Here is a 26,630-nt window from a genome sequence, read left to right on the forward strand (position 1 = left end):
GCCGGACGTCCCGGCGGACGGGGTGGTTCGCCGGATGTCGCACACTCGGGACATGTCTCGTCCTCCTTACGTGAACGGTGACGAAGGTCGTGGCAGAGTCGGGCCCCGGCCGGCAGGGATGGTCTACGCGCCGTCCGGCGGCCTCGACGAGGTCAAGGACGTGGTCCAGGATGCCTGGTTCCGGCTGGGCAGGGCGGACCGTTGGGAGATCGGGCGCGTCGCCGTCCGGCCGACGGTCCCGATATCCCCGCTCGCGCCGGAGACGCCGCGCTCGCCACGGGCGCTCAGGGAGGCGGGTTTCGGGCCGCGGCTCCCCCGGCCGGCCCTCGCCCCGGCCGAAGAGGTCGCCCGGCGCGGCGATCGCGGGGAGGCGGTGCCGGACGAGGTGCGGGATCAGGCCGCCCGCTGCGAGCCGGAGGCGCCAGCCGCGCCGGAGATCTCAGCGATCAACGCGTGGAACCGTATTTCCGTCACCACGCGTATGGTTCATGAATCTTTCCGTAACCAAAACGGTTGATCCCAGTGGCGATGGCGGACTAGGTTGGCTCGCATGGGCCTCCGTGCGGGCCCGCCCAGCTCGGCCGGGTCGGCCTTGCAAACGGTTGACAACCGGATGCCAAGTGACGTGGAGCACGGTGAGTCCAAGGAAAGGGGCAGACCATGCGACGCACCAGAATCACCCGGCAGGGCCGGCGCCGTCCCATCCGCACTTCCGGTCTGGACCTACGATCACCCTCGGGTCGTCGGCTCCCCTACTGACCTTGTCTTTACGACAGTCTTATGCTGCGATCTGTAGACATCTCATATAACAAGACCATCACGCCGGGGGGCTCAATGAAGAGACTTGTGGTCGTGCCACCATATGTCGCACGGCTCAAGATCCGGGACATCCGTTCCGCGACACGCCGCAGGACGCCCGGTGACACGAAGGTCGTCGACCTTCGCGCCTACACCGGACGAAACGTCCTGCGCTTCCCACGGACGAGCGGCCCCACCCCCGCCGCCTGACCCAGCCCGCGAAAGACCCGTCTCGTACGGGTCTTTCTCTGTGTCCGGCCCCTGCCTCACGGGTCTTTCGCCGGCCCGTCGTCAAAAAATCGCCTGCCCGCCGCCACCTTCGGGAGGCCTGTTTCGCAGGTTTCCCGCAAATCTGCCGCCACCTTCCGGAGGCCCGTTTCACAGGTCCCTCGCAAATCTGCCGCCAAAAACGCCTTTCTGCCCTCAACGCCCGATATTCAGGACTGATCCACAGATTTACCCTGGGCTGGTCACCCGTCGAGTTCGTCACGGAGAGTCCATCGTCGGGGGACCGTTTTCAATGTCTGGTTAAATATCCCTCCGTGAACGAATCATCGGCAGGGTTGTCAGAGTTATCGGCGACGGAGCGCACCCGGCACCGCCGCCTCCGTGAGAAGGGCCGGACCGACCGTGCCGCCCTGTACGAGGTGCTGCGTGCCGGATTCATCTGCCATCTCGGGGTGATCTCCGGAGGCGTGCCGATGGTGGTTCCCACGGTCTACGGCTTCGACGCCGACAACCTCTACGTCCACGGGTCGGCCGCCAGCCGGAGCCTGACCGGGCGAGAGCCCTCACGGTCGCGAAACGGATCAGAGGCGGATACCGGGACGGATGCGAGACAGGACGCGCCGGGCGGATCGGAGGCCGAGACGAGCGCGGCCATGGGCACGGTCTGCGTGACGGTCACCCATGTGGACGGCCTCGTCCTCGCCAGGTCGGTGTTCGAGCACGGCGTCAACTACCGCTCCGCCATGGTCTACGGCGTGCCCCGGAAGCTGGAGGGCGAGGAGAAGCTGACCGCGCTGCGGATCCTGACCGAGCACTCCGCCCCCGGGCAGTGGGACTACGCCAGGCAGCCCAGCCGCAAGGAACTGGCGGCGACGACCATTCTCGCGATCTCCCTGGCGGAGGCGTCCGTCAAGATGAGTTCGGGTCCGCCCGACGACGGCGAGGGGCCCGACGCCGCGCTGGGGCTCTGGGCGGGTGTGCTGCCGATCGCCACCACCTGGCTGGCCCCGATCCCCGACCCTCTGCTCCCCGAGGGGCTCACGCCTCCCGATCACATCGGCGTACGCGCGGGCACGCGCCTGTCCTGACCCGCGGCACGACGTCCGGCCCAGCGCGTGCCGCACTGGGCCGCGAGGGCGAGGACGATGAGGACCGCAGCAAGGAGCAGCGCGCGGGAGGTTCCGTCGGCCCCGTCGCGGGCGACGACTCCCATGACCGAGACTCCGAGGACCGCGCCCACCTGACGCACCGCGTTGAGCAGGCCGCCCGCCGTGCCCGCCGTACCGGGGGGAGCCATCGACACGACGTCGGCGACCAGGGCGGGCAGGCAGCAGGAGAGACCGAAGCCCATAATGATCATTCCCGCTGTCGAGGGGGCGACGACCAGGCCCGCGGACAGCAGGGCGAGACCCGCCAGGATCGAGGGCCCGGGACCGTAGCGGGCGACGAGGCGGCCGGTGAGCAGCGCGTTGAAGGTCATCGGAACGGTCAGGGGCAGGAACGCCAGCCCCGCCTCCAGCGGTGTGAGCCGCCGCTCCCCCTGGAGAAGCAGCGTGATCACGAAGAGCGCCCCCGAGAAGGCGAAGTTCACCACCCCTCCGGTCAGCAGGCCCGTCCAGGAGGCGCGGAGCAGCCCGCCGGGCAGCGTGGGCGCGGGAGCGCGCCTCTCCAGCCAGACCAGCGCGGCGAGGGCCACGAGGGCGAGCGAGGCGGCCAGGAGCGAGGCATCGATGATCGTCGCAGCCAGGAGACCGAGAAAGGCGCAGGCCACGGCCTGCACCCCCCAGCCGATCCTGCCCGCTCCCACGGCGGAGACCAGGCCTCCGACGGCGATGAGGCTCGCCGCGGCGAGCGGCGGGTTGATGAGGAAGATCGCGCGCCAGCCGTACGACTCCACGAGCAGTCCGCCGAGCAGCGGACCGGCCGCGAGCGCGGTACCGGTGAGCCCGGCCCACACCCCCATGGCCCGCGCCCTCTCGGCGGGGCCGGTGTAGAGCTGGGCGATCAGGCCGAGGGAGCTGCCCAGACAGAGCGCGCCCATCAGGCCCAGTAGCGCGCGCAGGGCGATGAGGAGTCCCAGATCGGGCGCGAACGCGCACATCAGGGAGATCACCCCGAACCCGATGACTCCTAGCCGGAACACCCGAGCCGCGCCATACCGGTCGGACACCGCCCCGCCGGTCAGGAGCGACGCGGCGAACGCGACCGTGTAGCCGTTGACGGCCCACTGCTGCCCGGCGAACGTTCCTCCGAGGGAGGCGCGCAGGTCGGGCAGGGCGACGGTGAGCACGGTGGTGTCGAGGAGAACGAGGAAGTAGGCGAGGGAGATTCCGGCGAGCCGCCGGAAGGACGTTGTCGCGAGCATGCCGGCAACTCTGCGGAATCGGACATTCCATCTCAACAGCCGCAGCCGTATGGGGCGTTCGGGAAAACCGTATGCTGACGGCATGGATTTGCGGCAGTTACGGGGGTTCGTCGCGGTCGCCGGGACGGGCACGATCACCGGGGCCGCGCATCGGCTGGGCCTGGCGCCGGCGTCGACGTCGGAGCAGATCCGTCGGCTGGAGAAGTCTCTCGGGGTGACGCTCTTCGAACGCACCCCCCGGGGAATGCGGCTCACCGGGCCGGGACAGACCCTGCTCGCCCAGGCCCGCGGCCTGCTCGACCACGCGGAGGCGGTACGGCTGGCCGTCACCGGGCAGCGCCGGAAGGTCCGGGTGGGCGCGTTGGAGATGCTGGCGGCGACCCGGCTGCCCGGCATCGTCCGGCGCCTGGCCGAGCTCCGCCCCGACCTCGACCTCGACGTCACCGCGCTCCCCAGGCACCTGCTGTTCTCCGAGATCGCCCAAGGTTCCCTCGATGCCGGGCTGCTGCTCGACTCCGGCCTGCGGATCGGCGGCCTCGGCTTCACCCCACCGCCCGAACTGGACTTCCTCGACGTGGGAGAGGTACGGCTGGTGCTGGTCGCGGCCCCCACCGGGCACGGCGACACCCTGCTGGTGACCGAACCCGCCTGCTCGATCCGGATGGCCTCCGACCGGATGTTCGGCCTCGGCGTCAAGCAGCGGGAGCTGCCCGGCGTCGTCACCGTCAGGGAGTGGGCCAAGCAGGGGGTGGGAATGGCCCTGCTCCCCGACTTCGCGATCGCCGAGGACCTGGCGGCCGGCACCCTGGTCCCGCTGGAACCGGAGGCTCCCGCCCTGGCCCTGCGCCTGGTCTGGCTCAAAGGCCGCGAGGAGGTCCTGCGCGACGTGCTCTACGCCATGAGCTCCTCGGCTCAGCCCCGGGCGGATCGCGACGGCTCCGGGTGAACCCGCTCACCGACCGCTCGCAACACCCGGGCCAGCTCCTCGGGGTGCGTGAGCTGAGGATGGTGCCCGGCGCCCTCGATCTCCGTGAAGGGTCTGTTCCCCGTCGTCGGATCCTCGGACCCGGCCACGATCGTCACCGGGACCTCGATCCGGTCGAGCAGCCCGTGGAGCTCCTCCCGCACCGCGTGAGCCGCGCGCATCGCCTCGATCACACGCCGCGCCGCACCCGGCCGGCGCAGGTCCGTGATGGCGTCCGCCGGAAGGCCGAGGCTCCTGCCCAGCCGCTCTCGTGACATCCCGCGCAGCATCTGCACGGCCATCCCCGAACGGGAGAGCCGTGCCGACGGCGCCTGGAGGAAGGCCGGGGCGACGAGGACCAGGGCGGCCACCCGCTCCGGGTGGGTCGCGGCGTAACGCAGGGCGGGCCCGCAGCCGAGGGAGTGACCGACCAGCACCGGGCGGGTCCTGACGGGTGCCAGCAGGTCCGCCGTCCAGTCGTCCAGCGAGCGGGCGGGCGCGGAACGGCCCAGGCCCGGCAGGTCGGCGGCGAGGACCGGCGCTCCCAGCAGATCGCGCACGCCCTCCCACGAATCGGCGTCCACCGGCAGCCCGTGCAGCAGCACGTACTCGGGATTCTCCCGTTCGCCCGTCACCCAGGTCCTGCTCCCCGCCACGCCGCGGAACCCGTACGGTCCGCGCGGCGGGAGCCCCCTGCCGAATCGGGCTCCGACCAGATCGTCGGCCCAGCGCCGGAGCGTCTCTCCGACCGGGGGCATGCGGAGCCCCGCCCGTTCCGCGAACTCCAGGGCGGGGGCGGTGTCGTAACGGTCCACGGATATGAACGACAGCGTCTCGGGGTCGGTCCCGGTGAGCGCGCGGGGCAGCCGCCGCACCACCCGAAGCGGGATCGAGAGGCGGGGCGCGGGCACGCCCAGGTGCCCGGCGATCAGTCCGACCAGTTCGGGCAGGTTGGGCGTCTCGTCGTCGAGCACCCAGTAGGCCTTCCCCGCGGTCTCCTCGTGTACGGGCAGGGCAGCCATGAAGCGGGCGAAGTAGTCTCCGTCCACGACCGGCAGGAAGATGTCCGGCCCGCCGGGAAGTGCGGGAAGCCGCCCGCGCCAGAGATCTTCGACCATCGAGGCGAGGCCGACGAACTGGCCGGGGCCGATCACCGTGCACGGGTTGGCGATCGTCAGCGGGACTCCCAGCTCGCGCGCCCGGACCCGCACCACCCCGTCTGCCTCCTTCTTGGACGCCTCGTAGGCGCCCTCCCCCCGGTAGTCCACGGGGCCGCCGGAGACGCGATAGCCGCTGATGTGGACAAGACGGCGCAGGCCGGGGCGGGCGGCGGCCCAGTCGACCACGTTGAGCGCCCCCGTCACGTTGGCCGACCTCGCCTCCTCGACGCTCAGCCCGAAGGCGAAGCGGGCCGCGGCGTTGTAGACGTCACGCACCTGCTCCAGGTCCTCCGGTCCCTCCAGGCCTTCGATGCCGAGACCGGGCACGGTGATGTCGGCGGTGACGACGGTCAGCCCCGAGGTGTCCACCTCCTGCGCGGCGAGCCACGACGTGAGCCGGTCCCCGGACCCGCGCACGGCGGCGGCCACCCGGCGCCTCTGGCGGAGCAGCTCCGCGACCAGGGAACGCCCGATGAATCCCGCCGCGCCGAAAACCACGGAGTCGATGGAATCGGCGGAGCCGAGGGGGCCGGTGGGATCAGTGGGGTCTGTGGTCATGCGGTCGCTCCAAATAGATCGGTCTACATATTCAATGGACATGCAAGAACCCGCTGGAGCGGATCCTTCAGAGCAGCGCCGTGATCCGACGGAACACAGCGTTAGAGCAGGCACCGCGATCCGGCCGGACACAGAGTTAGAGCAGCACCGCGATCTGACGGGCCACCCGGTCGAGTGGCTCCCGGCTGCGATGCGCCTTGGCAAGCACCAGCGCACCCTCGATCAGGGCAAGAACGGTGACCGCGACATCGGCGGCCTCGGGGTGCCCGTCGGCCACCAGCCGGTCGCGGAGCGAACCCTCCCAGGATCCGTAGACCTCCGAGCAGACCTCCTGCAGCGGATCGCTGGTGGCCGCCATCTCCAGTGCGACCGCGGCCACCGGGCAGCCCTTACGCCACCCGGAGGCCTCCAGCCGGTCCCCGAGCAACCCGAGCACGGCCGTGACCAGGGTCACGGTGTCGGGCGCGGTCTCGGCCAGGCCCCCTATGATCTGGCCGATCTCGCGACCCGCTCGCCGTACGGACTCCGCGACGAGCTGGTCCTTGCCTCCGGGGAAGTGGAAGTAGAGCGAGCCGCGCGGTGCCCCGCTGGTCGCGATCACCTGGTTGAGCCCGGCTCCGAAGTAGCCACCGCTCTCGATCAGGTCTCGCGTCGCATCGAGCAGCCGGCCGCGTGTCTCCTCGCCCTTCTGTCCCATATCCATAAAATAGACCGGTCTGCTTATTATTGGCAACCCTCTTTCCGAAAAGCGGGAGTTTTCGGAGAAGGAGAGTCGCGAGGGCCGGTGCGCCGGACGTGGGCGCGACGACCCGGCCGACCGCTTTCACCCCGGAAGCGCCTCTCGGCGCCAGGGGCGGCCCACATCTCGGTGAGCCTCAGGGGCCAAGGCGGCTTACGCGTCGGCGAGCCTCAGGAAAGGCGATAACTTATCCGGATTCAGTACGGTCCGGAGCCCGACGATCATCCCGTCGGCCATCTCCATCACGAATACCGCGACGAGCTCGTCTCCCCGCCACGCGAGCATCGCGTCCTGGCCGTTGACCTCCGTGTAGTCGAACTCCACCCCGGCCCCGAACTTGATCGCGATCCCGATGACGTAACGGATGACCTTCTCACGGCCGATGATCGGCCGCAGGACCGCGGCGGCCTTGCCGCCCCCGTCGGCCCAGGCCGTCACATCGGCGGCGAGCACCTGCTCCAGCCCGGCGAGGTCGCCACTCCGCGCGGCCGCCAGGAACCGTTCCACGATCTTCCGCCCCTGGTCGCCGGGAGCGTCGAACCTCCGGTGCTCACCGACGTGCCGCCGGGCCCGGCCGTACAGCTGACGGCAGTTGGCCTCGGACAGGTCGAGCACCTCGGCGATCTCGCCGTAACCGTACGAGAAGGCCTCGCGCAGCACGAACACGGCCCGCTCGGCCGGGGTGAGCCTCTCCAGCAGGACCAGAAACGCCAGGGACACCGAGTCGCGCTGCTCGACGGTCTCCAGCGGACCGAGCGCGCCGGTCGGCGCGGGTTCGGGGAGCCAGAAGCCGACGTAGCGCTCGCGGGTGGTGCGGGCCGCGGTCAGCCGGTTGAGGCAGAGGTTGGTGACCACCTTGGCCAGCCACGCCCCGGGCGAGTCGATGCTCTCCCTCTCGGCGCCGCGCCAGCGCAGATAGGCGTCCTGGACCGCGTCCTCGGCCTCGGCCACCGAGCCGAGCATCCGGTAGGCGAGGCCGAACAGCTTCGGCCGGTGCGTCTCGAACTCCTCCGTCACGCGTACCAGGGTGCCAGAGATTCCGGGAATTTCCCTCTAGTAGAACGGAATCTTATGTTCCGCAGATATATTGAGGGCGTGGAGACAACGACCCCGGCGCCCATGAGCGGCCGGAAGGCCCAGGCGGCACGGAACGACCACGTGATCCTGGAGGCCGCGCGCGCGGTCTTCGTCGCCGATCCCGGTGCGCCGATCTCCGCCGTCGCCGAACGCGCCGGAGTCGGCATCAGCGCGCTCTACCGCCGCTACCCCGGCAAGGAGGATCTGCTCCGCACGCTCTGCTCGGACGGCCTGAAGCTCTACATCGCCGAGGCCGAGACGGCCCTGGCCGACGAGGGCGACCCGTGGACCGCCTTCACCGAGTTCATGCGCCGCGTCGTGGAGGCGGACATCCACTCCCTGACGATCAACCTGGCCGGGACCTTCGCTCCCACCGAGGACCTCCACCGCGACTCCGCCCACGCGTCCGAACTCGCCGAGCGGGTCTTCGAACGCACGAGGGAGGCCGGCGCGCTCCGCCCCGGCCTGACCGTCGTCGACGTGGCGATGATCTTCGATCAGCTCGCCGCGGTCCGCCTCGGCGACGAGGCCAGAACCTCCCAGATCAGGCACCGATATCTGGCCCTGCTCATCGACGCCATGCACCTGACCTCGGCCGAACCCCTGCCCGGCCCGGCGCCCGACGCCGAGGAGCTCAACCAGCGCTGGACCGTCCGGTAAATCCTCCCCCGCATGCCCGGAGCGACCGGGATACCCCGGGTGACCGGCATACCCCGGGGTGACCGGGGTGACCGGCGTGACCCGGGCGACCGGGATGCCCAGGGTGACCGGCGTGACCAGGGTGACCGGGTCCCGATACCCGTACGCCCCGGCCGGACGGCGCGTCAGCCGTCGTTCTCGACCGCCCGGGTCTCCCGCCAGAGCGGGCTGTCGAGGAAGTGGTCGTCGAAGCGCTCCTGCGCCTCAAGGAGCTCTTCCAGCGTCGCCGAGACCGATGACCGCTGTGCCTCCGTACGCCGGCCCCCGGTCCTCCCGCAGGGCGCGGATTCCCCGGCGGCGGGACATTCTCACCCGTAACCCCCCGTGCTACAGCGTCGTCACCTGGCTTTCGGCAAGTCATCCGCCTTGCGGAGAGTCATTTTGCCGTTAGCAGGAACGGCCGGTGCGAGCATCGCCGGAGAGCCAGAACTGATCATGATAATTGGGGGGGAAATGCTCCGAAAACTGATCCCGATCCTGGCCATGGTCGTGGCGGCCGGATCACCGGCCGCCACGACCGCGGCCTGGGCGGACGGGTTATCGACCGCTCCGGCGGCGCAGGCGGTCATCGCCGCCGCTCCGGCGGCACGGACGGTCACCGCTCCGGCGGTACAGGCGGCGGCCGGAGCGGCCGCGCAGGCGGCCGGTACGTGCAGTGCTCCCGGCAGTCCTCCCGGATCTCCGTGCGCGGCGGTCAACTGCGGTCCGGGCCGCGTCTGCGTGCCCTCGCCCAAGCAGTGCATCACCACGCCGTGCCCGCAGTACGACTGCGTGCCCGCGTCGGGTCCCGGCGGCCCCTGGCCTCCTCGCCCCGGTCCCTGGCCACCGCACCCGAACCCGAACCCCTGGCCTCCGCATCCCGGTCCCTGGCCCCCGCACCCGAGCCCCTGGCCTCCCCACCCCGGTCCCTGGCCACCGCACCCGAACCCGAACCCCTGGCCACCACACCCAGGCCCCTGGCCTCCCCACTCGAACCCGAACCCCTGGCCTCCCCACCCAGGCCCCTGGCCACCGCACCCGAACCCGAACCCCTGGCCTCCGCATCCCGGTCCCTGGCCCCCGCGTCCGAACCCCTGGCCTCCCCACTCGGGAAACCAGCCGGGCCAGGTACGGCCTCCCTATCAGGGCTCGAACCCGGGTCAGGCACAGCCCCCCTACCCGGGAGGTCAGCCGGATCGGGGAAGACCCCCCTATCCGGTACGGCCCCGCTAGCGGACGGCAGATCGCTCAGGGAGCACGTCTGATGGCGGTTCCCGATCCTTGAAGGCGGCGGGTGCTGCGGGCCACGGCCCGCAGCACCCGCCGCCTTCGGCGTACCGGCCCGGCTCTACGGGTGATGTCGGATTTCCGCTAGCCCAACGGGGTGGCCACCGAGCATGCTGGCGATATGCATGACGATGTGGAGCGGTGCATGCGGGCCGTGCAGTCCAAGGACGCCCGGTTCGACGGCTGGTTCTTCGGCGCGGTGATCACCACGGGGATCTACTGCAGGCCGAGCTGCCCGGTGGTGCCACCCAAGATCAAGAACATGCGGTTCTATCCCAGCGCCGCCGCCGCGCAGCTGGCCGGATTCCGGGCGTGCAAACGGTGTCGGCCCGACGCCAGCCCGGGCTCCCCGCAGTGGAACGAGCGCGCCGACGTCGTGGCGCGGGCGATGCGCATGATCGCTGATGGCGTCGTCGACCGCGATGGAGTACCCGGCCTGGCCGCGCAGCTCGGCTACAGCACCCGCCAGATCGAACGGCAACTGCTCGCCGAGCTCGGAGCGGGCCCGCTCGCGCTGGCACGGGCGCAGCGGGCCCAGACCGCCCGGCTGCTGATCGAGACCAGCACCCTGCCGATGAGCGATGTCGCCTTCGCCGCCGGGTTCACCAGCATCCGGACGTTCAACGACACCGTGCGCGAGGTCTTCGCCCTGACGCCGACCCAGCTCCGGGACCGCGTCGCCCGCGGGCGGCCGGCGATCACCCCCGGGATGCTGTCACTGCGGCTGCCGTTCAGGGCTCCGCTCTGCCCCGGCAACCTGTTCGGGCATCTCGCCGCGACCGCCGTACCCGGAGTGGAGGAGTGGCGCGACGGTGCCTACCGCCGCACCCTGCGTCTGCCGTACGGCCACGGCATCGCCACCCTGCGACCACTGCCCGACCACGTCGGCTGCCGGCTGGCCCTCACCGACCTCCGCGACCTCTCCACCGCGATCAGCCGGTGCCGGCGCCTGCTCGACCTCGACGCCGACCCCGTCGCCGTCGACGATCTTCTCCGCGGTGACCCGGTGCTCGCCCCGCTCATCGACAAGGACCCCGGCCGCCGGGTGCCCCGCACCGTGGACGCGTCCGAGTTCGCGGTGCGCGCGGTGCTCGGGCAGCAGGTGTCCACCGCGGCCGCCCGCACCCACGCGGCCCGGCTGGTCATCGCCCATGGTGAGCCGATCGCAGACGCCGCCGGAGGCCTCACCCACCTCTTCCCCGGCCCGGCGGCACTGGCCTCGATGGATCCGGCCGCGCTCGCCCTCCCCCGGGCGCGCCGCACCACGCTCACCACGCTGGTCGCCGCTCTGGCCGCCGACGAGATCGATCTCAGCGTCGGCGGCGACTGGCATCGAGCCCGTGCACAGCTCTCGGCGTTGCCGGGAGTCGGGCCCTGGACCGTCGAGACCATCGCGATGCGTGCCCTCGGCGACCCCGACGCGTTCATACCCACCGACCTCGGCATCCGCTTCGCCGCCCGCAAGCTCGGCCTTCCCACCACCCCTGCCGCGCTCATCCGCCATGCCGTCGCCTGGCGGCCCTGGCGTGCCTACGCCGTTCAGCATCTCTGGGCCACCGGCGACCACCCCGTCAACCGGCTTCCCGCCGCCTGAGCTCCCCCACCGGCCAGAGATCCATGTGAAGGACCCCCTGATGACCCTGCCGAAACACCATCCGCTGGAACACCGGACGCACACCGTGGTGGACAGCTCCGTCGGCCCGCTCACCCTCGTGGCGGTCAATGGAGTTCTCGCCGGTCTCTACATGCACCGGCAACGCCATCGGCCCCCGGAAGAGACCTTCGGCGAGCCCGACCCCGCGCCTTTCACCGAGGTCGCACGCCAGCTGCGGGCCTACTTCGACGGGCGGCGAACCGACTTCGACCTCCCCATGGTTCTCGTCGGCACGCCCTTCCAGCGGCGGGTCTGGGCCGCCCTGCGCGACATCCCCTACGGCGAGACGATCACTTACGGTCAGCTCGCCGACCGGATCGGGCAGCCCACCGCGGCCAGGGCCGTGGGCCTGGCCAACGGCAAGAACCCGATCGGCGTCATCGTTCCCTGCCACCGCGTCGTGGGTTCCACCGGCAGCCTCACCGGCTACGGCGGTGGCCTGGCGACAAAACGGTATCTACTCGACTTCGAACGAAGTGTCGGCGGGACCTCTCTCTTCTAACGAGCCGCCGCGCATGCCGCCCCTTAATTGATTCGTATGGCCGGCCGAACTAGGAGACCCTCCTCTCCCGCGGCACCGACGCGCTCATCGCGCGACCGTCCTAACCGAAAGGTCGCGGCTGTGGCGTACCGATCCGGTACGCCACAGCCGCGACCCGTAGATCCCCCGCCGACGGGACGGCCCTCTCGAACGAGCCGTTGTACGCCGTCGGCGGGGGCACAATCCACCGGGTAAGAAAAACCCTCTCGAAGGGGTCGAACAGGCCGGAGGTCGATCGCGGACCGCCCGTAGGTTGAGCCGGGCAGCCGCGACTACTTCTTACTCGTGTCCTCCGGCGTCTGTGACAGCGCGCTGGCCGCGGCGGACTTCTCCGCACCGTCCGATTTCGGATCCGACAGCGTCCTGGACGAAGCCGACGCCGCCTCGGCGCCGGTCTCTCCCTCGCTCTCCGGAGCCTGCGACAGCGCGCTGGCGGCGGCGGCCTTCTCCTCCTCGGTTGACGTGGGGTCCGCCAACGTCTTGGCTGCGGCCGACGCCGCGTCGGAGCCGGTCTGTCCCGAGTTACTCGCCACGATCTCACCTTTCGTCGAACCGTATGCGCATCGCGGCCGGGAAAGCGATACCCCGCGGTTCCCGCAGGGCACCTGACATCGCTTTCCGCGTCGCGGCGAGCACCCGGTCCTCGATGACCGGTTTTTCGCCGTTCTGAGCCGCTGATGACAGCGCGGAGCGCCTACCCCAACCGCCGTCCCCCAATCAGAAAACGGAAACGCGGGAGGCTCTCAGCCGATGTTCACGCAATACGGTCAACGCCTGCCCGAGAGAACATCCCGGGCGAGGGCGTCCCGCTCCGCCGCCTCCCGCTCCGTGGTCTCCTGCTCGACCGCCACGCGGACGTCGTACGCCGAACGGGCGGTGGCGATGTCGTTCTGGTGCTGCTCGGTCCAGGTGACCAGCGCGCGGATGGTGTGGTGCAGGCTCGCCCCCAGGGGCGTGAGTTCGTAGTCCACCCGCGGTGGCACGACCGGGTGCACGGTACGGCTCACCAGGCCGTCGCGCTCCAGGTGACGCAGGGTCCGGGCGAGCATCCGCTGGCTGATCCCGTCGATCGCCCGGCGTAGTTCGGTGAAGCGCAGGCTGCGCTGATCGAGCAGGGCGATGACCAGTAGCGACCATTTGTCGGCGATCCGGTCGAGGATCTGCCGGACCTCGCAGTCCTCCCGCGTGTCCCACTGAAGAACGTCGTAGTCGCCGTCGGTATCCCCGCAGTAACCGGGGGACTTTGAAGTGCCGTCTTCCATGGTCATCGATGGTGTCCGAAGCTGCTGCTGGTTACAAGAGGGAACCGGCAGTCATTTGGAGAACCAGGCCGGTCCCGCCTTTCGCGAGAGGAATCGACTCATGTCCACATCGAGCGGCCGGATGGACGGACGTGCTTGGGGTGTGTTGCTCGTACTGTGCGGAGCCATCTTCCTGGAGGGCATCGACGTGGCGATGCTGAACGTCGCGTTGCCGTCGATCCGGGCCGACCTGGACCTGTCCACCGGGATGCTCAGCGGTGTGGTCAGCGCCTACGTGCTCGGTTACGGCGGGTTCATGCTGCTGGGCGGCCGCACCGCCGACCTGCTGGGCCGCCGCCGGATGTTCCTCCTCTGGCTGACCGTCTTCCTGGTCTTCTCCGGTCTGGGCGGTTTCGCCACCGAGGGCTGGATGCTGCTGGTCGCCCGGTTCGCCACCGGGGTCGCGGCCGCGTTCATGGCCCCCGCCGGGCTGTCACTCATCACCGGCAACTTCCCCGAGGGCCCGCAGCGCACCAAGGCCCTGGGGGTCTACGCCGGAACGGCGGCCGGCGGTTTCTCGCTCGGCCTGGTCGCCGGTGGCCTGCTGGCCTCGTTCGGCTGGCGATGGGTGTTCTTCGCCCCGGTGATCCTGTCGGCGGTGATCCTGCTGGCCGCCATCCCCCTCCTCAGGGATTCGAGGGCTCCGGAACGCCCGGCCGGCGGCTTCGACCTCGCCGGCGCCTTCAGCATCACCGGGGCGATGCTGCTGCTGGTGTACGGGGTGGTCCGCCTGGAGCGTCCCGGCAACGGCTGGGCCGGCACGGTGGGGACGTTCGCCGCGGGTCTGGCGCTGCTGGCCGCCTTCATCGTGATCGAGCGGCGGGCGGCCAATCCCCTGGTGCGGCTGGGCATCCTGCGCTCGGGACCCCTGGTACGCGCCAATCTGGGAGCGCTGTTGTTCCTGAGTTCCTTCGCCGGCTTCCAGTTCCTGGTCACCCTGTACCTGCAGGAGCTACGCGGCTGGAGCACGCTGCAGACGGGTCTGGCCATGCTGGTGGTCGGCGTCGACACGGTTCTCGCCCCGACCCTGACACCGCGGCTGGTGAACCGCTTCGGCAACGTCCCGGTGCTCTTCGGAGGCATGGTCCTGGCGACCCTGGCCTACGTGCTGTTCCTGCCCGTCGGGCTGGACTGGGCCTACACCGCCATGCTGCCGACCATGGTCCTGCTGGGGCTGGCCTTCTCCCTGGCCTACGGCCCGTTGACCATGGCCGCCGTCGAGGGCGTGGACGAACACGAGCACGGCCTGGCCGGCGGCCTGCTGTACACCGCGATGCAGTTCGGCACGGCCCTCGGCCTGTCGGCGGTGACCGCCGTCAACGTCGCGTCGCTCGGCGACGGCGGCTCACCGGAAGCGGGGCTGACCGCTCTGCAGGCCGCCCTCGTCGTCCCGGTCGTCGCAGGAGTCCTCGGCGCGGTCGTCACCGCGTTCGGCCTCCGCGCCCGCAAGGCGCCCCGGATCCACGGGCCCGTCCCCGCCGAGACCGCGGCCTGACCACGACCGGATAGACCGAACCATGTCCTTCAACGCGGTCAAGGACGAGTTCGGTGACATCGTCCACGCCGCCATGACCGTCGTCGCCGGGGAGGCGCGCCCCGTGCGCGGGTGCTGATCCCGTTCTGGAGGAGCTCCGTTCCGCCGCGAACACAAAAAGGGGCGCCCCGGCCGTCGTGCGGGCCCGGGCGCCCCTTGCCGGTTCACCTTCTGGTGGACGCCGGCTTACGGGCCGACGTCAGCGGGTGCGCGGCAGTACCTGAATCGTGTCGCCCACGGCGCGTTCGCCCGTCGCGTCCGACGGGCGGTTGACGAGCGCGCCGTTCACCGCCATGGCGGTGGAGCCTCCGCCGTCCAGGTTCAGCGCCTGCTCCGCGCCGAGGGACCGCATGAAGGCCGCGCCCTCGGCGATGGTGAAGCCCTCGCTCCCGCCGCTGAGACGGCCGTCCACGGTGACCAGCAGCAGCCGGCCCCGCCGGTCGATGCCCGCCATCGTCCGGGGCTGGCGGTTGTTCGCCCACGCGTAGCCGAAGGACAGGTCCGCCGGGTCGACGACGCCCTCGGTGGCGGCGTCGATGCGGATCCGTCCGTTCTCCACCAGGGTCGGGGCGGCGCTGATGATGCTGTCGTTCGCACCGAGCCTGACCCGCCGGCCGTCCGCGTCGCGAACGACCTCCGTCACGGAGACCTTCTTGCCCACCACGGCGTGGGCGGTGAGCCAGTCGGCCGCCGCGCCGATGCCCTGGAGCACGGTGTGACCGGGCGCGACGACGCCTCCCCTGACGCCGACCGACACCACGCGGTCCTTGGAGTCCAGCACCGCCTGGACACCGGAACCGGCCGGCAGGTCGTGGGCGTACTCGGCCGTGAACGTGACCAGGTCGTCGGCCAGGGTGCAGGTGGTGTCATGGCGCGGCGCCGCGGTGGGGAGCCCGCCGGGCAGACCGCAGTTCCGGGCCAGCCCCGGCGTGCGGTTGACGCCCCGGACGGCACGGTCGAAGCGACCGGCGCTCGCGGTGACGGTGGTGGTCAGATCGGCGATCCGGTTGTGCCGGCCGCCGTCCCCGAGGATCAGCGCCGCGCGCGAACCCACCGCCATCGAGGCCAGCTCGCCGTTGTAGGCGCCGATGCCGGCCTGGACGCCCTGGACACCGTCGGCGTCGGAGGTGAGGAAGAAGCCGCCGTTGACGCCCACCAGCGAGCCCAGCTTGGTGGCCACCGACGACGTCGTCTCCCGCTGCGCGACGTTGCCGTCGTGGGTGGCCTTGACGGAACCGGTGAACCTGCGCGGGTCGATGACCGCGACCTGGATGTTCTCCACGTCGGCCGGCTGGTCGGCGTCGTAGCCGGTCCACTCCACGACGGTACGGAATCCCGCCGCGGTGACCTGTGACGCCGTGCTCTTCGCCGCGTCCTGGGTCGGGTAGGAACCGACTCGGATCCGTACGCCCATGAGGCCACGCGGCGTGTCGGCGTAATCCGGCCACGGCACCCGGGTCGTGTCAGGCTCGAAGCCGGCGGCGCGCAACCGGCTCACCGTCGCCGAGGCCCAGGACTCCGTTCCCACCACGGCCCAGGCCGGGGTCCCGAACCTGGACGTGACGGCGGCCTGCACCGTGACGGTCCAGCCGGGTGTGGCCGCGGGGTTCCTGACCGTGCCGGTGCGCACCTCCACGCCCGGCGCGACGGTCCGTGTCGTCCACTGCGCCGCGGTCCCGCCGCCGTTCGAGGCGGTGGACACTGCGGGTACGGCCGGCTCTGCCGCGGCGGCCACCCCGGAGATCGACAGTGGCGCCGCGACGGCCAGCACGGCGGCCACGCCGAGCGCGAGCCGTGCACGGGAACTGCGGCCGAGGCCTGGGCGGTTGTTCATGACACATCCTTGTGGCTCGGTGAACGACCGGAGTCATCCGAAATACGGACGATTCCGATAAAGACAATCGAGTCGAAAGTCCAACGCACCGAGACAAACTGCGGGACTGAACCAGGAATGCATCCATGGTCGGGAAGGTGAACGACTCGGTCCGGTGCCTCCCGGCCTTCCTCGCCCGGGACGACACCACCGAGCCGTACGTCGCGGCCGGGCCGCGAAGACGTTGCCGTTCCCGGCCCCACCGGCTCGCACGGGCGGCTGACGTCACCGTTCCCGACACCCCGCCGGCCACGAGCGGCCGACGGTCACCGTTCCCGACGCCCCGCCGGCTCGCACGGGCGGCCGACGGTCACCGCGTCGCCGCGTCCCCGAGTGCGGAGAGCAGCCCGCCGAGCGCGGACTGGCCCAGCGAGGTCTCCCGCACCGCCGCCTGAATCACCCTGAGGGGTTCCGGCCTGCGAACCTTGCGCACGACGACGGCGGGGTGGCGGTTGGCCAGCCCCATCTCCGGGATCAGGCTGATCCCCAGGCCTGCGGCGACGAACCCCTGCGCCGTGGCGTAATCCTCGCTCTCCACCACGAAGCGCGGGCTGAAACCCGCCGCGGCGCAGCCTTCGAGCATGGCGTCGAGGCAGGGTCCCGGCCCCTCGCTGCCGACCCACGGCTCGCCGGCGAGATCGGTCAGGTCGAGGACCCTTTTTGCGGTGAGCCGATGCCCCCTGGGCAGGACCGCGCGATAGGGATCGTCGAGCAGGTGGACGAGGTGGACGCCTTCGTGGAGCCGGTCGTGGGGCCGGACCACGACGGCCAGATCGGCCCGGCCCTGCGTCACCTCCCCCAGCGGGTCCTCGGGGTCGGTCATCTTGAGGTCGACCTGCACGCCCGGATGCTCCCGGCGGAACCGGGCGAGCGCGGGCGCCACCAGGGTGGCGCCCGCCGTCGCGAAGTAGCGGATCGCCAGCCGCCCCGTGCGCCCGGCTCGCAGATCGGCCAGCGCCGCCTCCGCCTCCGCCACCTGCCCGCCGATGACGGCCGCGTGCTCGGTGAGCAACCGCCCGGCCGCCGTCGGCCGTACGCCCCGGCCGACGCGCTCGAGCAGCGCGAGCCCGACCTGCTTCTCCAGCGCCGCCACCTGCTGACTGATCGCGGACGGGGTGTATCCCAGATCCGTCGCCGCGGCGGTCACCGACCCGCTGGTGACCACCGCGCGGAGGACCTGCATGCGTCGCACATCAAGCATGTAGCACAGCTTAAAGGTAGTGAAGAAGCCTTCACTTGTCCTGTCGGGTTGTCCTCGGGCAACGTTCATGTCGGACCGACCGAACGAGGAGGCGAAGAGTGACCACCGGCGGACATGGCTCGTTGGCCCGCATGGCCGTACTCGCGCTGCTGTGGGGATCGGGCTTTCTCTGGATCAAGCTGGCCCTGAACAACGGGCTGACCCCGCTCCAGATCACCTTCGTTCGCTCCGCGCTCGGTGCGGCCGTCCTTCTCACCCTGGCCCGCCTCGCACGCCAGCGCCTCCCGCGAGATCGCGTGACCTGGGGCCACCTCGTCGTGGCCGCCCTCTTCTGCAACGCTCTGCCGTTCCTCCTCTTCGGCATCGGTGAGCATACCGCCGACTCCGGAACGGCCGGCGTGCTGAACGCGACGACGCCGCTGTGGTCCCTGCTGATCGGCATCCTCATCGGCACCGAGCGCGGACTCCGCCCGGCCCGCCTGGGCGGGCTCCTGCTCGGGTTCGCGGGTACGTTGCTGATCTTCGCCCCCTGGCACGAGACCGGGCTCCTGAGCTGGAGTTCCCTCGCCCTGCTCGGGGCGGCGGCGAGCTATGCCGTCGCCTTCGCCTACATGGGACGCAAGCTCATCCGGAAGGGCAGCGCCCCTCTCGCCCTGGCCGCGGCCCAACTCGTCGCCGCCACGGGACTGAGCGCGTCGGCCCTGCCCGCCGGCGGCACTGCGCCGGTGGACCTCAATGCGAAGGCCGTGATCGCCGTCGCCATCCTCGGGATCTTCAGCACCGGAATCACCTTCTACCTCAACTACCGGCTCATCGCGGACGAAGGCGCGACCAGCGCCGCCACCGTCGGCTACCTGCTGCCGATCGTCTCGGTGGCGCTGGGGGCGATCGTGCTCGGTGAGGAACTCGGACTCCGCGTCATCGCGGGAATGGTCGTCGTGCTCGTCGGCGTCGGGATGACGCGGCAGAAGCGGCCGCCGTCGCCGGCCACGGAGGACCCGGCGACGCTCGCCGCCCCGAGGAACTGAGAACAGGCGACGGCGTCACCCCACCGCAAACGTGTGTCTGCGATAGACCCCGGCGGTGAAGGACAACGTTCGAGGCTGGAAATGCCCGCTCGATCGCGCGCAAGGAGTTCGCCACGATGGCCAAAGCCGCCGATGAGTGCATCACGGCGGTCGCCGGCATCGACAAGTCGACCCGCGGGTGATCCGACAGGAGAACGCCAACCTGCTGACCCAGATGATCGCCGACCCGGAAGCCCGGCTCACCGAGCCGGCAGCAGCGTTCAGAGAGTTCGCCGGCTCGCAGTCAGGTGACGTCATCCAACTGTTCGGCGATCCGCTCCAGGCCACCCTTGATGAGCTGCCCGTACTCGTCATCGCCAAGCGCGCCGATCCCGGCCCGCGCCTGCTGGAGGTGCTCGCGGGCGCGGCTCAGATCGCCCAGCTTGCGATAGCACTCGCTCAGGTTGAGGTGCAACGACGGATACAGGCCGGCCACCGAAAGCGGCACCCCAGCCTGCGCCACCTGCTCATCGGTGACCAGATCGGCGGCGGCAAGCGCTCGCAGATCCCACATCAGCTCCTGGTGCACGTCGTCCTGCACATCGGCCATCGAGTGGGCCAGGACGCAAACATGCAGCGGGTCGCCCTGCTCGCCGCCGATGTCGTCCCAGATCTGCGCGAACAGGTCGCGAGCGGCTTCACGCTGACCTTGGTGGTGATGCAACTCCACCCCCTGGCCGATCCGGGTCATCGTTGAGTCGGTGGTCATCAGGGGGCTCCTTCACCGTCGTGGGCGATCACGGTCAGCCTACTTGCCTGACACGCCTCAACGACCTTCAAACGGCTGATCGGCCAGTCCGCTTGACACCCCCGGACAACCATCGAGCGGTTGGAACGGGCCGGCCGCCATCCGGCTACCGTTGATTCGCATGACGCACACCGGGATCGAGATCACCGCGGAGTTGGTGCGGGATCTGCTGCGCGACCAGCACCCCGATCTGGCCGATCGCCCTGTGCGGCTCGGCGCGCGCGGCTGGGACAACCAGCTGTGGCGGCTCGGCGACGACCTCGCCGTCCGGTTGCCCTGGGCGACGGAGTCCGCTGACGCGCTGCTGCGCAAGGAGCACACCTGGCTGCCCGCCCTCGCCCCGCGCCTTCCGCTGCCGGTTCCCGTTCCGCAGCGCCTCGGTGAGCCCTCCGCGCGGTTTCCGCGGCCCTGGATCGTCACCACCTGGGTGCCGGGCGAGCCTGCCGACCGCGCCCCCGTCACGCGCGCAGCGGAGGCGGCCGACGCCCTGGCCGCTTTCCTGACCGCTCTGCACCAACCCGCCCCCGAAGAGGTGGACACCGCCGGCCGGGGCCGCGGAGGACCGCTGGCCGGCTCCTCCAAGTGGGTCGCCCAGCAACTCGCCTCGGCCACCGAGCTGGGGCTCGTCCCCGACCCGGACGCCGTCCGCGCGGTCTGGGAAGACGCCGCCGCAGCGCCCGACTGGGCCGGCCCGGCGCTCTGGCTCCACGGCGACCTGCATCCGGCCAACATCCTCACCGCGGACGGCACCATCTGCGGCGTGATCGACTTCGGCGACCTGTTCGCCGGCGATCCGGCCGTCGACCTCGCCGCCGCCTGGACTCTGCTGCCAGACGGCGGCGCCGACCGCTTCCATGACGTCTACCAGCCGACCCCGGACACGGCGACCCTGCGCCGCGCCCGCGGTTGGGCCGTGATCCGCGCCCTCGTCGGCCTCCACGTCGGAGACGCCGGCATCCACGGCCGCCCAGGCGGCAAGCCCACCTGGGGCCCACCTGCCCACGCCGCACTGCGACGCCTCATCGCAACGACCCATCGCTGATCAATCGCTTCCCCACGCGCCGGAGGACCGCCGCGCTGCATGCTCCGCATGCCGGCGTCTACCTGCCTGACGTGCCTCGACGACCTCCATGCGGCTGACCGGCGAGCTCGTTCGACACCCCCGGACAACCATCGTGCTCACGTGGTCCGCACGCTTGTCATAGAAGTCCGAGTTCGTCGAGGAGATCCTCCGGATCGCCACCGCCATCTTCGTCGAGGTTTCAAGTCCTGGGCCGAAGGAGTCAAGATCCTCGGTGTCTTCATCGCGAAGTACTTGTCCCCAGTAGTTCGCGTAGATGCTGCCGGCCTTGTTGCCCCCAGTCCACGGTGGTGTTGACATGGAGGTCGAGGAGCCGGGCCAGGGTCCTTGGCACGTGAGAGCCCTGTGGCAATGGCAAGGAGGCCCGGCCAAAAGGCCGGACCTCCTCACAAACCCAGCGTCAGCACGACCTCAGCCGAAGCGCCGAGCTCCGGTTGGACCGAATGACTTCGGAGAAATACTGGGGCGGTGCACTTATTCGGAGGGTGCGGTATTCGGCGTCACTGACCGGATATCGTCACGTAGTGCGCGGGCGATGGGCGCGTCCGCAGGGAAGTACGCCTCGACTGTGCCCCTTCGAACGTGATGTCCAAGCGGCGCCGAACGTGGTGGTCGTCCGGAGATCCCGAAGCCTCGACAGGCCCGATAGGCTCGACGAAGTGCGACGAAAGGGCGAGATCTAGCGACGCCCTCCGGTCCCCCGGCCCAGCAGTTCGCGGGCGGTCGTCGGCCGGACATGGTCGGTGGCGGCGAGTAGTTCCGCCTCGGTCACGACGAGACCGCTGATCTGGAGCAGCACCTCGCCGTATCTGGCGAACAGGGCCACGGGCCTGTCGTCAATGATCCACAGGACGCGGCCATCGGGCAGCGTCCGGCAGGTGCCGCTGCCGGGAAAAGCCCAGACGGGTTTTAGATACCGTGCGGCGCACGCCTGGCCGGGGGTGGCAGCCGTGGCACGGATGAACACCTGCGTCTCCCACTCCACTCGCAGATTGAAGCCGGGTGTGTAAAAGCGATGGATGATGGTGCGGGGTGTGTCCAGGCGATAGGTGAGCTCGACTGCCGGGCCTCCGTCCTCTGGGGCGAGTCGCCATATACCCGCCACGTGCCGACGGCCGGGGAGGTCCAGGGAGACCAGCGGCACTCCCATCGTGTCTAGGTCCCAGACCTGGTGCCAGTGCCGTACCCGATCCGAGACCTGGGCCGCACCGACCGGAAACGCGATCACCGCTCCCGCGAGGAGGATCCGCGGCAGGACGGTACGCGGCATGACCATCCAGGCCGCCGCGGCGTACCCCGCGACACCGGCCAGAAGAAAGATGATCCCGAAGAATGCCTCGGGCAGACCATAGGCCGCCCTGTAGGAAGGGGTAAGCGCGAACAGTCCCGAGGCCAGCGCCCCGAAGGCCGCGGATCCGGCGAGTGCCACCAGCCACCACCGGGAAACCTTGGCCGACCGCGCCAAGATCCCGCTGAGCAGAATCGGGACCACGATGATCGCGATGCCGTTGATGACGCCGCCCACTCCTTGGGAGGACGCCAGCTTGTTGGGCCAGATGGCACTGATGACGAAGCTGCTCAGCCCTCTGCGGCCCATTACGTCGTCGGTCCAGATGACGGTGACCACCACACCGACGGCGAGCCCTACCAGAGCGCTCCTGGCGAGGAGGACCCGACCCGATAATTCGCTCATGGTCGCAACTATCGATCAGGCCTGGCAGTCTGCCAACCGGACGAGACAGGCCACCGGCGCGTAACAGACCCGTCCACCACATCATGGGCCGGGATCCCGCCCTTAGCGATACACCGACGAGTCAACCTGCTCACTAGAAGTCGATGACCCGATCGAAAAGCGAATTGAACTTGTCAACCAGAACTCCCTGACCGCAATCGAACGTCGGGCCTGCATGGCTCGCCAAGCAAGGCGCGCCCCATCGTGGGTAGCGGAAGAGTTTGTCGAGCCGTGACGGAAGAGCTCCGACGCCTCCTCCAGATCAGCGAACAGTTCACTGCCCCGGAAACGCCGAAGGGGGCCGGACTTGATTCCGGCCCCCTTCATTACCAGGAACTACGCAGATTCTGCCCCTATATCCAACACTGCTTTTCTGCCCGAAATCAGCTGCAGCCGCTGGTGGAGCCGCAGCCTTCGCAGACGTAGCAGCTACCGGCGGGGCGCATCTTGGTGCCGCAGGTCATGCAGAGCGGCGCGTCGGCGGTGCGGCCCTGGTGGGACTCCAGGGAGCCGACCCGCTCCGGGGCCGCCACGGCGACCACTTCCCGGCGAGGCTGCGGCTGCTCCTCTATCGGGGCGGAGGTGGCGAGCTCGGCGATGACCTCGTCGGTGTGGATCGGGGCCGGGTCCTCGCCGCGCTGCTGAGCGGAGCGCTCGGAGGCGGAGAAGATGCCGAGGGCGGCTCGATCGTCGTAGGGCAGGTGGTCCAGGGCCAGGCGACGGAAGATGTAGTCCATCACCGAGGCCGCCATACGGACGTCCGGGTCGTCGGTCATGCCGGCCGGGTCGAAGCGCATGTTGACGAACTTGCCGACGTAGGTCTCCAGCGGCACGCCGTACTGCAGGCCGATGGAGATGGCCACCGAGAAGGCGTCCATGACGCCCGCGAGGGTCGAGCCCTGCTTGGACATCTTCAGGAAGACCTCGCCGAGACCGTCGTCGGGGTAGGACGAGGCGGTCATGTAGCCCTTGGCGCCGCCCACGGTGAAGCGCGTGGTGGTGCTGGGACGCTGGTTCGGCATCCGGCGGCGGGTCGGGCGGCTGATCTCCACGACCTGGACTTCCGGCTCCGCGGGAGCGGCCTTCTCCTCGTTCTTCTTGCCGGCGACGGAGAGCGGCTGGCCGACCTTGCAGTTGTCGCGGTAGACGGCCAGGGCCTTCAGGCCGAGCTTCCAGCCCTCCATGTAGACCTGCTCGATGTCCTCGATCGTCGCGGACTCGGGCAGGTTGACCGTCTTGGAGATGGCGCCGGACAGGAACGGCTGGGCCGCGGCCATCATCCGGACGTGGCCCATGGGGGCGATCGCCCGCTCGCCCATGGCGCAGTCGAACACCTCGTAGTGCTCCCGCTTGAGACCGGGGGCGTCCACGACGTGGCTGTTCTGGGCGATGTATTCGACGATCGCCTCGACCTGCTCCTCCTGGTAGCCCAGCTGCCGGAGCGCGCGCGGGATCGTCTGGTTGACGATCTGCATGGAGCCGCCGCCGACGAGCTTCTTGAACTTGACCAGGGCGAGGTCGGGCTCGATGCCGGTGGTGTCGCAGTCCATCATCAGGCCGATGGTGCCGGTGGGCGCGAGCAGCGAGGCCTGGGCGTTGCGGTAACCGTTCTTGTCACCGAGCTTGAGGCACTCCGCCCACTGCTTGGAGGCCTCCTTGTGGATGGCGCCGTCGATCGCGTCGATCGTATGGAGGGCGTCGTTGGCCGCGCTGTGCTTGTGCATGACCCGCTTGTGGGCGTCGGCGTTGCGGGCGTAGCCGTCGTACGGTCCGACGACCGCGGCCAGCTCGGCGCTGCGGCGGTAGGAGACGCCGGTCATCAGCGAGGTGATCGCGCCGGCGACGGCCCGGCCGCCGTCGGAGTCGTAGGCGTGGCCGGTGGCCATGAGCAGCGCGCCGAGGTTGGCGTAGCCGATGCCGAGCTGACGGTAGGCCCGGGTGGTCTCGTCGATCTTCTGGGTCGGGAAGTCGGCGAAGGTGATGGAGACGTCCATCGCGGTGATGACCAGCTCGGTGACCTTCACGAAGCGCGCGACGTCGAAGGAGTCGTCGTCGTTCAGGAACTTGAGCAGGTTGATGCTCGCCAGGTTGCAGGAGGAGTTGTCCAGGTGCAGATACTCCGAGCACGGGTTGCTGGCGGTGATACGGCCCGTCTCCGGGCTGGTGTGCCAGTCGTTGATCGTGTCGTCGTACTGGACGCCCGGGTCGGCGCACTCCCATGCCGCCTTGGCCATCTTGCGGAACAGGTCCTTGGCCTCGACCGTCTCGATGACCTCGCCGGTGAGACGGGCACGCAGGCCGAACCGATCGCCCTTCTCCACCGCGTTCATGAACTCGTCGGAGACGCGCACGGAGTTGTTGGCGTTCTGGTACTGGACGGAGACGATGTCCTTGCCGCCCAGGTCCATGTCGAAACCGGCGTCGCGCAGCGCGCGGACCTTGTCCTCCTCGCGCGCCTTGGTCTCGATGAACTCCTCGATGTCGGGGTGGTCCACGTCCAGGACGACCATCTTGGCCGCGCGGCGGGTGGCGCCGCCCGACTTGATGGTGCCCGCGGAGGCGTCCGCGCCGCGCATGAAGGAGACCGGGCCGCTGGCCGTACCGCCGCTGGAGAGCAGCTCCTTGGAGGAGCGGATCCGGGAGAGGTTCACGCCGGAGCCCGAACCACCCTTGAAGATCACACCCTCTTCCTTGTACCAGTCGAGGATGGACTCCATCTGGTCGTCGACGGCCAGGATGAAACAGGCGCTGACCTGCTGCGGCGAGGCGGTGCCGACGTTGAACCAGACCGGCGAGTTGAAACTGAAGACCTGGTTGACCAGAGCGTGCTTGAGCTCATGGTCGAAGATCTCGGCGTCTTCCTCGGTGGCGAAGTAGCCGTGCTCGACAGCGGTCCTGGTGTAGACGCCCACCACGCGGTCGACGAGCTGCTTGAGGCTCCACTCGCGCTGCGGGGTGCCCACCGCGCCGCGGAAGTATTTGGTGGTCACAATATTGGCGGCGTTGACCGACCAGGACTGGGGGAACTCGACGCCCCGCTGCTCAAAGTTGATCGATCCGTCGCGCCAGTTGGTCATGACGATGTCACGGCGCTCCCAGAGCACCTCATCGTAGGGATGCACCCCAGGTGTGGTGAAGATGCGCTTCATCCTCAAACCCTTGTGCACTCGCTTGCCCCCACGTGTAACCGCGCCACTGACGGTTTCCGTCATGACTTCCCCCTTCCGGGGCTCTTGCGGAGCCCTCGAGTCGGATACATCAACGCGCCGCCCTGTCCCCCGGCGCTCGGGGTCTGATTCAGTCCTGCTTGATGGAACGCTCTGTCCTCAACTGCTCGATCTCCGCCTCGAAGTCGGCCAGGGTCTCGAATCCGCGATAGACGGAGGCGAACCGTAGGTAGGCCACTTCGTCCAGTTCGCGGAGCGGACCCAGGATCGCGAGCCCGACCTCGTGAGCGGCGATCTCCGCGCATCCGGTCGCCCGGATGCTCTCCTCGACCAGCTGGCCCAGCTGGGCCAGCGAATCCTCGCCGACCGGCCTGCCCTGGCATGCCCGCCGGACCCCGGCGACCACTTTGTCCCTGAAGAACGGTTCGGTCACGCCGCTGCGCTTACTCACCATGAGCAGCACCGTCTCCTGCGTGGTGAACCTGCGCCCGCACTCCGGGCACGTGCGCCTGCGGCGGATGGCGCCGCCGTCCTCGGTGGACCTGCTGTCGATGACCCGCGTGTCAGGGTGACGACAGAACGGACAATGCACGCGGTCGCCTCCTTGACCGGCCGAGCGGCTCATCCACCTCATGCACCTCGCGGCTCTCGGACCGAGACGCCTGCGCACGCCCCTCGAATAGTCGAGATGCGGTAATGGAAACACAATCTATGGTGAAGGATGTCGCCGAAGCCACTAGATGTTGTGGTCCAACGGTAGGAGTGTCGGACCATGAACGCAAGTTAGGAAGGCCCTTTGGAGCGAAGTCGCTGATCAGCCCTCATCGCCCGGCGTGTCGCCCCCGGAAGGTCCGTCGAACGGCCTCCCGGCTCACCG

Annotated in this window: 23 protein-coding genes; 10 read left to right on the forward strand and 13 right to left on the reverse strand. The window is 69.8% G+C overall.

The genetic code is table 11. From position 1 onward, the window contains the following. The first annotated feature begins 118 nt into the window (after positions 1-118). The 3 genes from DKM19_RS34705 to DKM19_RS34710 all read left to right on the forward strand — a co-directional run bounded on the left by DKM19_RS34705 (position 119) and on the right by DKM19_RS34710 (position 2,114). A complete protein-coding gene (locus DKM19_RS34705) occupies positions 119-517 on the forward strand; it encodes a hypothetical protein (RefSeq protein WP_110701638.1) in 399 nt (132 codons plus the stop codon). Between the two features lie 335 nt (positions 518-852). Continuing rightward, a complete protein-coding gene (locus DKM19_RS50030; protein WP_162641151.1) occupies positions 853-1,008 on the forward strand; it encodes a hypothetical protein in 156 nt (51 codons plus the stop codon). Between the two features lie 353 nt (positions 1,009-1,361). Next, entirely contained in the window at positions 1,362-2,114 is a 753-nt protein-coding gene (locus DKM19_RS34710) for a pyridoxamine 5'-phosphate oxidase family protein (RefSeq protein ID WP_204358371.1), read from the forward strand. Here the strand turns inward: DKM19_RS34710 and DKM19_RS34715 are convergent. Further along, a complete protein-coding gene (locus DKM19_RS34715; protein WP_110701640.1) occupies positions 2,078-3,391 on the reverse strand; it encodes an MFS transporter in 1,314 nt (437 codons plus the stop codon). The two genes, DKM19_RS34710 and DKM19_RS34715, sit on opposite strands and share 37 nt — an antisense overlap. An 82-nt stretch (positions 3,392-3,473) precedes the next feature. Here DKM19_RS34715 and DKM19_RS34720 point away from each other — a divergent pair, with 82 nt between their 5' ends. Then, the gene (locus DKM19_RS34720; protein WP_110701642.1) at positions 3,474-4,337 is read left to right on the forward strand and encodes a LysR family transcriptional regulator; all 864 of its coding nucleotides are present in this window, start codon (positions 3,474-3,476) and stop codon (positions 4,335-4,337) included. Here DKM19_RS34720 and DKM19_RS34725 read toward each other — a convergent pair. The 3 genes from DKM19_RS34725 to DKM19_RS34735 all read right to left on the reverse strand — a co-directional run bounded on the left by DKM19_RS34725 (position 4,304) and on the right by DKM19_RS34735 (position 7,829). Further along, positions 4,304-6,073, reverse strand: a complete 1,770-nt coding sequence (locus DKM19_RS34725; RefSeq protein WP_110701644.1) for an alpha/beta fold hydrolase — start codon at positions 6,071-6,073, stop codon at positions 4,304-4,306. The two genes, DKM19_RS34720 and DKM19_RS34725, sit on opposite strands and share 34 nt — an antisense overlap. A gap of 136 nt (positions 6,074-6,209) precedes the next feature. Then, positions 6,210-6,776 carry a TetR/AcrR family transcriptional regulator gene (locus DKM19_RS34730; protein ID WP_239513737.1) on the reverse strand — a complete coding sequence of 189 codons (567 nt, stop codon included), beginning with the start codon at positions 6,774-6,776 and terminating at the stop codon, positions 6,210-6,212. 189 nt (positions 6,777-6,965) lie between these two features. Then, positions 6,966-7,829: an RNA polymerase sigma-70 factor gene (locus tag DKM19_RS34735; RefSeq protein WP_110701648.1), complete on the reverse strand. Its 864-nt coding sequence runs from the start codon at positions 7,827-7,829 to the stop codon at positions 6,966-6,968. 102 nt (positions 7,830-7,931) lie between these two features. Between DKM19_RS34735 and DKM19_RS34740 the strand changes: the two genes are divergently transcribed. Beyond that, a complete protein-coding gene (locus DKM19_RS34740) occupies positions 7,932-8,549 on the forward strand; it encodes a TetR/AcrR family transcriptional regulator (protein ID WP_110701650.1) in 618 nt (205 codons plus the stop codon). A 781-nt stretch (positions 8,550-9,330) separates the two neighbouring features. Here the strand turns inward: DKM19_RS34740 and DKM19_RS34745 are convergent. Then, positions 9,331-9,600 carry a hypothetical protein gene (locus DKM19_RS34745; RefSeq protein WP_162641988.1) on the reverse strand — a complete coding sequence of 90 codons (270 nt, stop codon included), beginning with the start codon at positions 9,598-9,600 and terminating at the stop codon, positions 9,331-9,333. Positions 9,601-9,975: 375 nt separating this feature from the next. Here DKM19_RS34745 and DKM19_RS34750 point away from each other — a divergent pair, with 375 nt between their 5' ends. Together DKM19_RS34750 and DKM19_RS34755 are read left to right on the forward strand one after the other, a co-directional pair. After that, positions 9,976-11,448 (forward strand): AlkA N-terminal domain-containing protein, encoded by a 1,473-nt coding sequence (locus tag DKM19_RS34750; RefSeq protein WP_110701652.1) that lies wholly within the window; start codon positions 9,976-9,978, stop codon positions 11,446-11,448. A gap of 40 nt (positions 11,449-11,488) precedes the next feature. Continuing rightward, positions 11,489-12,010, forward strand: coding sequence for a methylated-DNA--[protein]-cysteine S-methyltransferase (locus DKM19_RS34755; protein WP_110706201.1), 522 nt, complete (start codon positions 11,489-11,491; stop codon positions 12,008-12,010). A gap of 311 nt (positions 12,011-12,321) precedes the next feature. Here DKM19_RS34755 and DKM19_RS50040 read toward each other — a convergent pair whose 3' ends face one another. Both DKM19_RS50040 and DKM19_RS34765 read right to left on the reverse strand, forming a co-directional pair. Next, a complete protein-coding gene (locus DKM19_RS50040; protein WP_162641989.1) occupies positions 12,322-12,582 on the reverse strand; it encodes a hypothetical protein in 261 nt (86 codons plus the stop codon). Positions 12,583-12,816: 234 nt separating this feature from the next. Beyond that, positions 12,817-13,317 (reverse strand): winged helix-turn-helix transcriptional regulator, encoded by a 501-nt coding sequence (locus tag DKM19_RS34765; protein ID WP_369986632.1) that lies wholly within the window; start codon positions 13,315-13,317, stop codon positions 12,817-12,819. Positions 13,318-13,411: 94 nt separating this feature from the next. Between DKM19_RS34765 and DKM19_RS34770 the strand changes: the two genes are divergently transcribed. After that, a complete protein-coding gene (locus tag DKM19_RS34770) occupies positions 13,412-14,845 on the forward strand; it encodes an MFS transporter (protein ID WP_110701656.1) in 1,434 nt (477 codons plus the stop codon). Between the two features lie 238 nt (positions 14,846-15,083). Here the strand turns inward: DKM19_RS34770 and DKM19_RS34775 are convergent, their stop codons facing one another. Together DKM19_RS34775 and DKM19_RS34780 are read right to left on the reverse strand one after the other, a co-directional pair. Then, positions 15,084-16,718, reverse strand: a complete 1,635-nt coding sequence (locus DKM19_RS34775; protein WP_110701658.1) for a phosphodiester glycosidase family protein — start codon at positions 16,716-16,718, stop codon at positions 15,084-15,086. Between the two features lie 349 nt (positions 16,719-17,067). Continuing rightward, on the reverse strand, positions 17,068-17,958 hold the full coding sequence (locus DKM19_RS34780) for a LysR family transcriptional regulator (protein WP_110701660.1): 891 nt from the start codon (positions 17,956-17,958) through the stop codon (positions 17,068-17,070). 98 nt (positions 17,959-18,056) lie between these two features. On the opposite strand from DKM19_RS34780, the gene DKM19_RS34785 reads away from it, so the two are divergent. Next, positions 18,057-18,986 carry a DMT family transporter gene (locus tag DKM19_RS34785; RefSeq protein WP_110701662.1) on the forward strand — a complete coding sequence of 310 codons (930 nt, stop codon included), beginning with the start codon at positions 18,057-18,059 and terminating at the stop codon, positions 18,984-18,986. A gap of 283 nt (positions 18,987-19,269) precedes the next feature. Here the strand turns inward: DKM19_RS34785 and DKM19_RS34790 are convergent, their stop codons facing one another. Then, positions 19,270-19,734 (reverse strand): hypothetical protein, encoded by a 465-nt coding sequence (locus tag DKM19_RS34790; protein ID WP_110701664.1) that lies wholly within the window; start codon positions 19,732-19,734, stop codon positions 19,270-19,272. Positions 19,735-19,894: 160 nt separating this feature from the next. Here DKM19_RS34790 and DKM19_RS34795 point away from each other — a divergent pair, with 160 nt between their 5' ends. After that, positions 19,895-20,815, forward strand: a complete 921-nt coding sequence (locus DKM19_RS34795) for an aminoglycoside phosphotransferase family protein (RefSeq protein WP_110701665.1) — start codon at positions 19,895-19,897, stop codon at positions 20,813-20,815. Positions 20,816-21,533: 718 nt separating this feature from the next. Here DKM19_RS34795 and DKM19_RS34800 read toward each other — a convergent pair. From DKM19_RS34800 to nrdR, 3 genes are all read right to left on the reverse strand, one after another. After that, positions 21,534-22,547, reverse strand: a complete 1,014-nt coding sequence (locus DKM19_RS34800) for a hypothetical protein (RefSeq protein ID WP_162641990.1) — start codon at positions 22,545-22,547, stop codon at positions 21,534-21,536. A 422-nt stretch (positions 22,548-22,969) separates the two neighbouring features. After that, complete coding sequence (locus tag DKM19_RS34805; RefSeq protein WP_110701670.1) at positions 22,970-25,798, reverse strand: vitamin B12-dependent ribonucleotide reductase; 2,829 nt, start codon at positions 25,796-25,798, stop codon at positions 22,970-22,972. A gap of 85 nt (positions 25,799-25,883) precedes the next feature. Further along, entirely contained in the window at positions 25,884-26,345 is a 462-nt protein-coding gene (gene nrdR, locus DKM19_RS34810) for a transcriptional regulator NrdR (protein WP_089207714.1), read from the reverse strand. Between the last annotated feature and the right edge of the window lie 285 nt (positions 26,346-26,630).

Origin of the sequence: Streptosporangium sp. 'caverna' (assembly GCF_003203775.1) — a bacterium.
Taxonomy (GTDB): domain Bacteria; phylum Actinomycetota; class Actinomycetes; order Streptosporangiales; family Streptosporangiaceae; genus Streptosporangium; species Streptosporangium subroseum.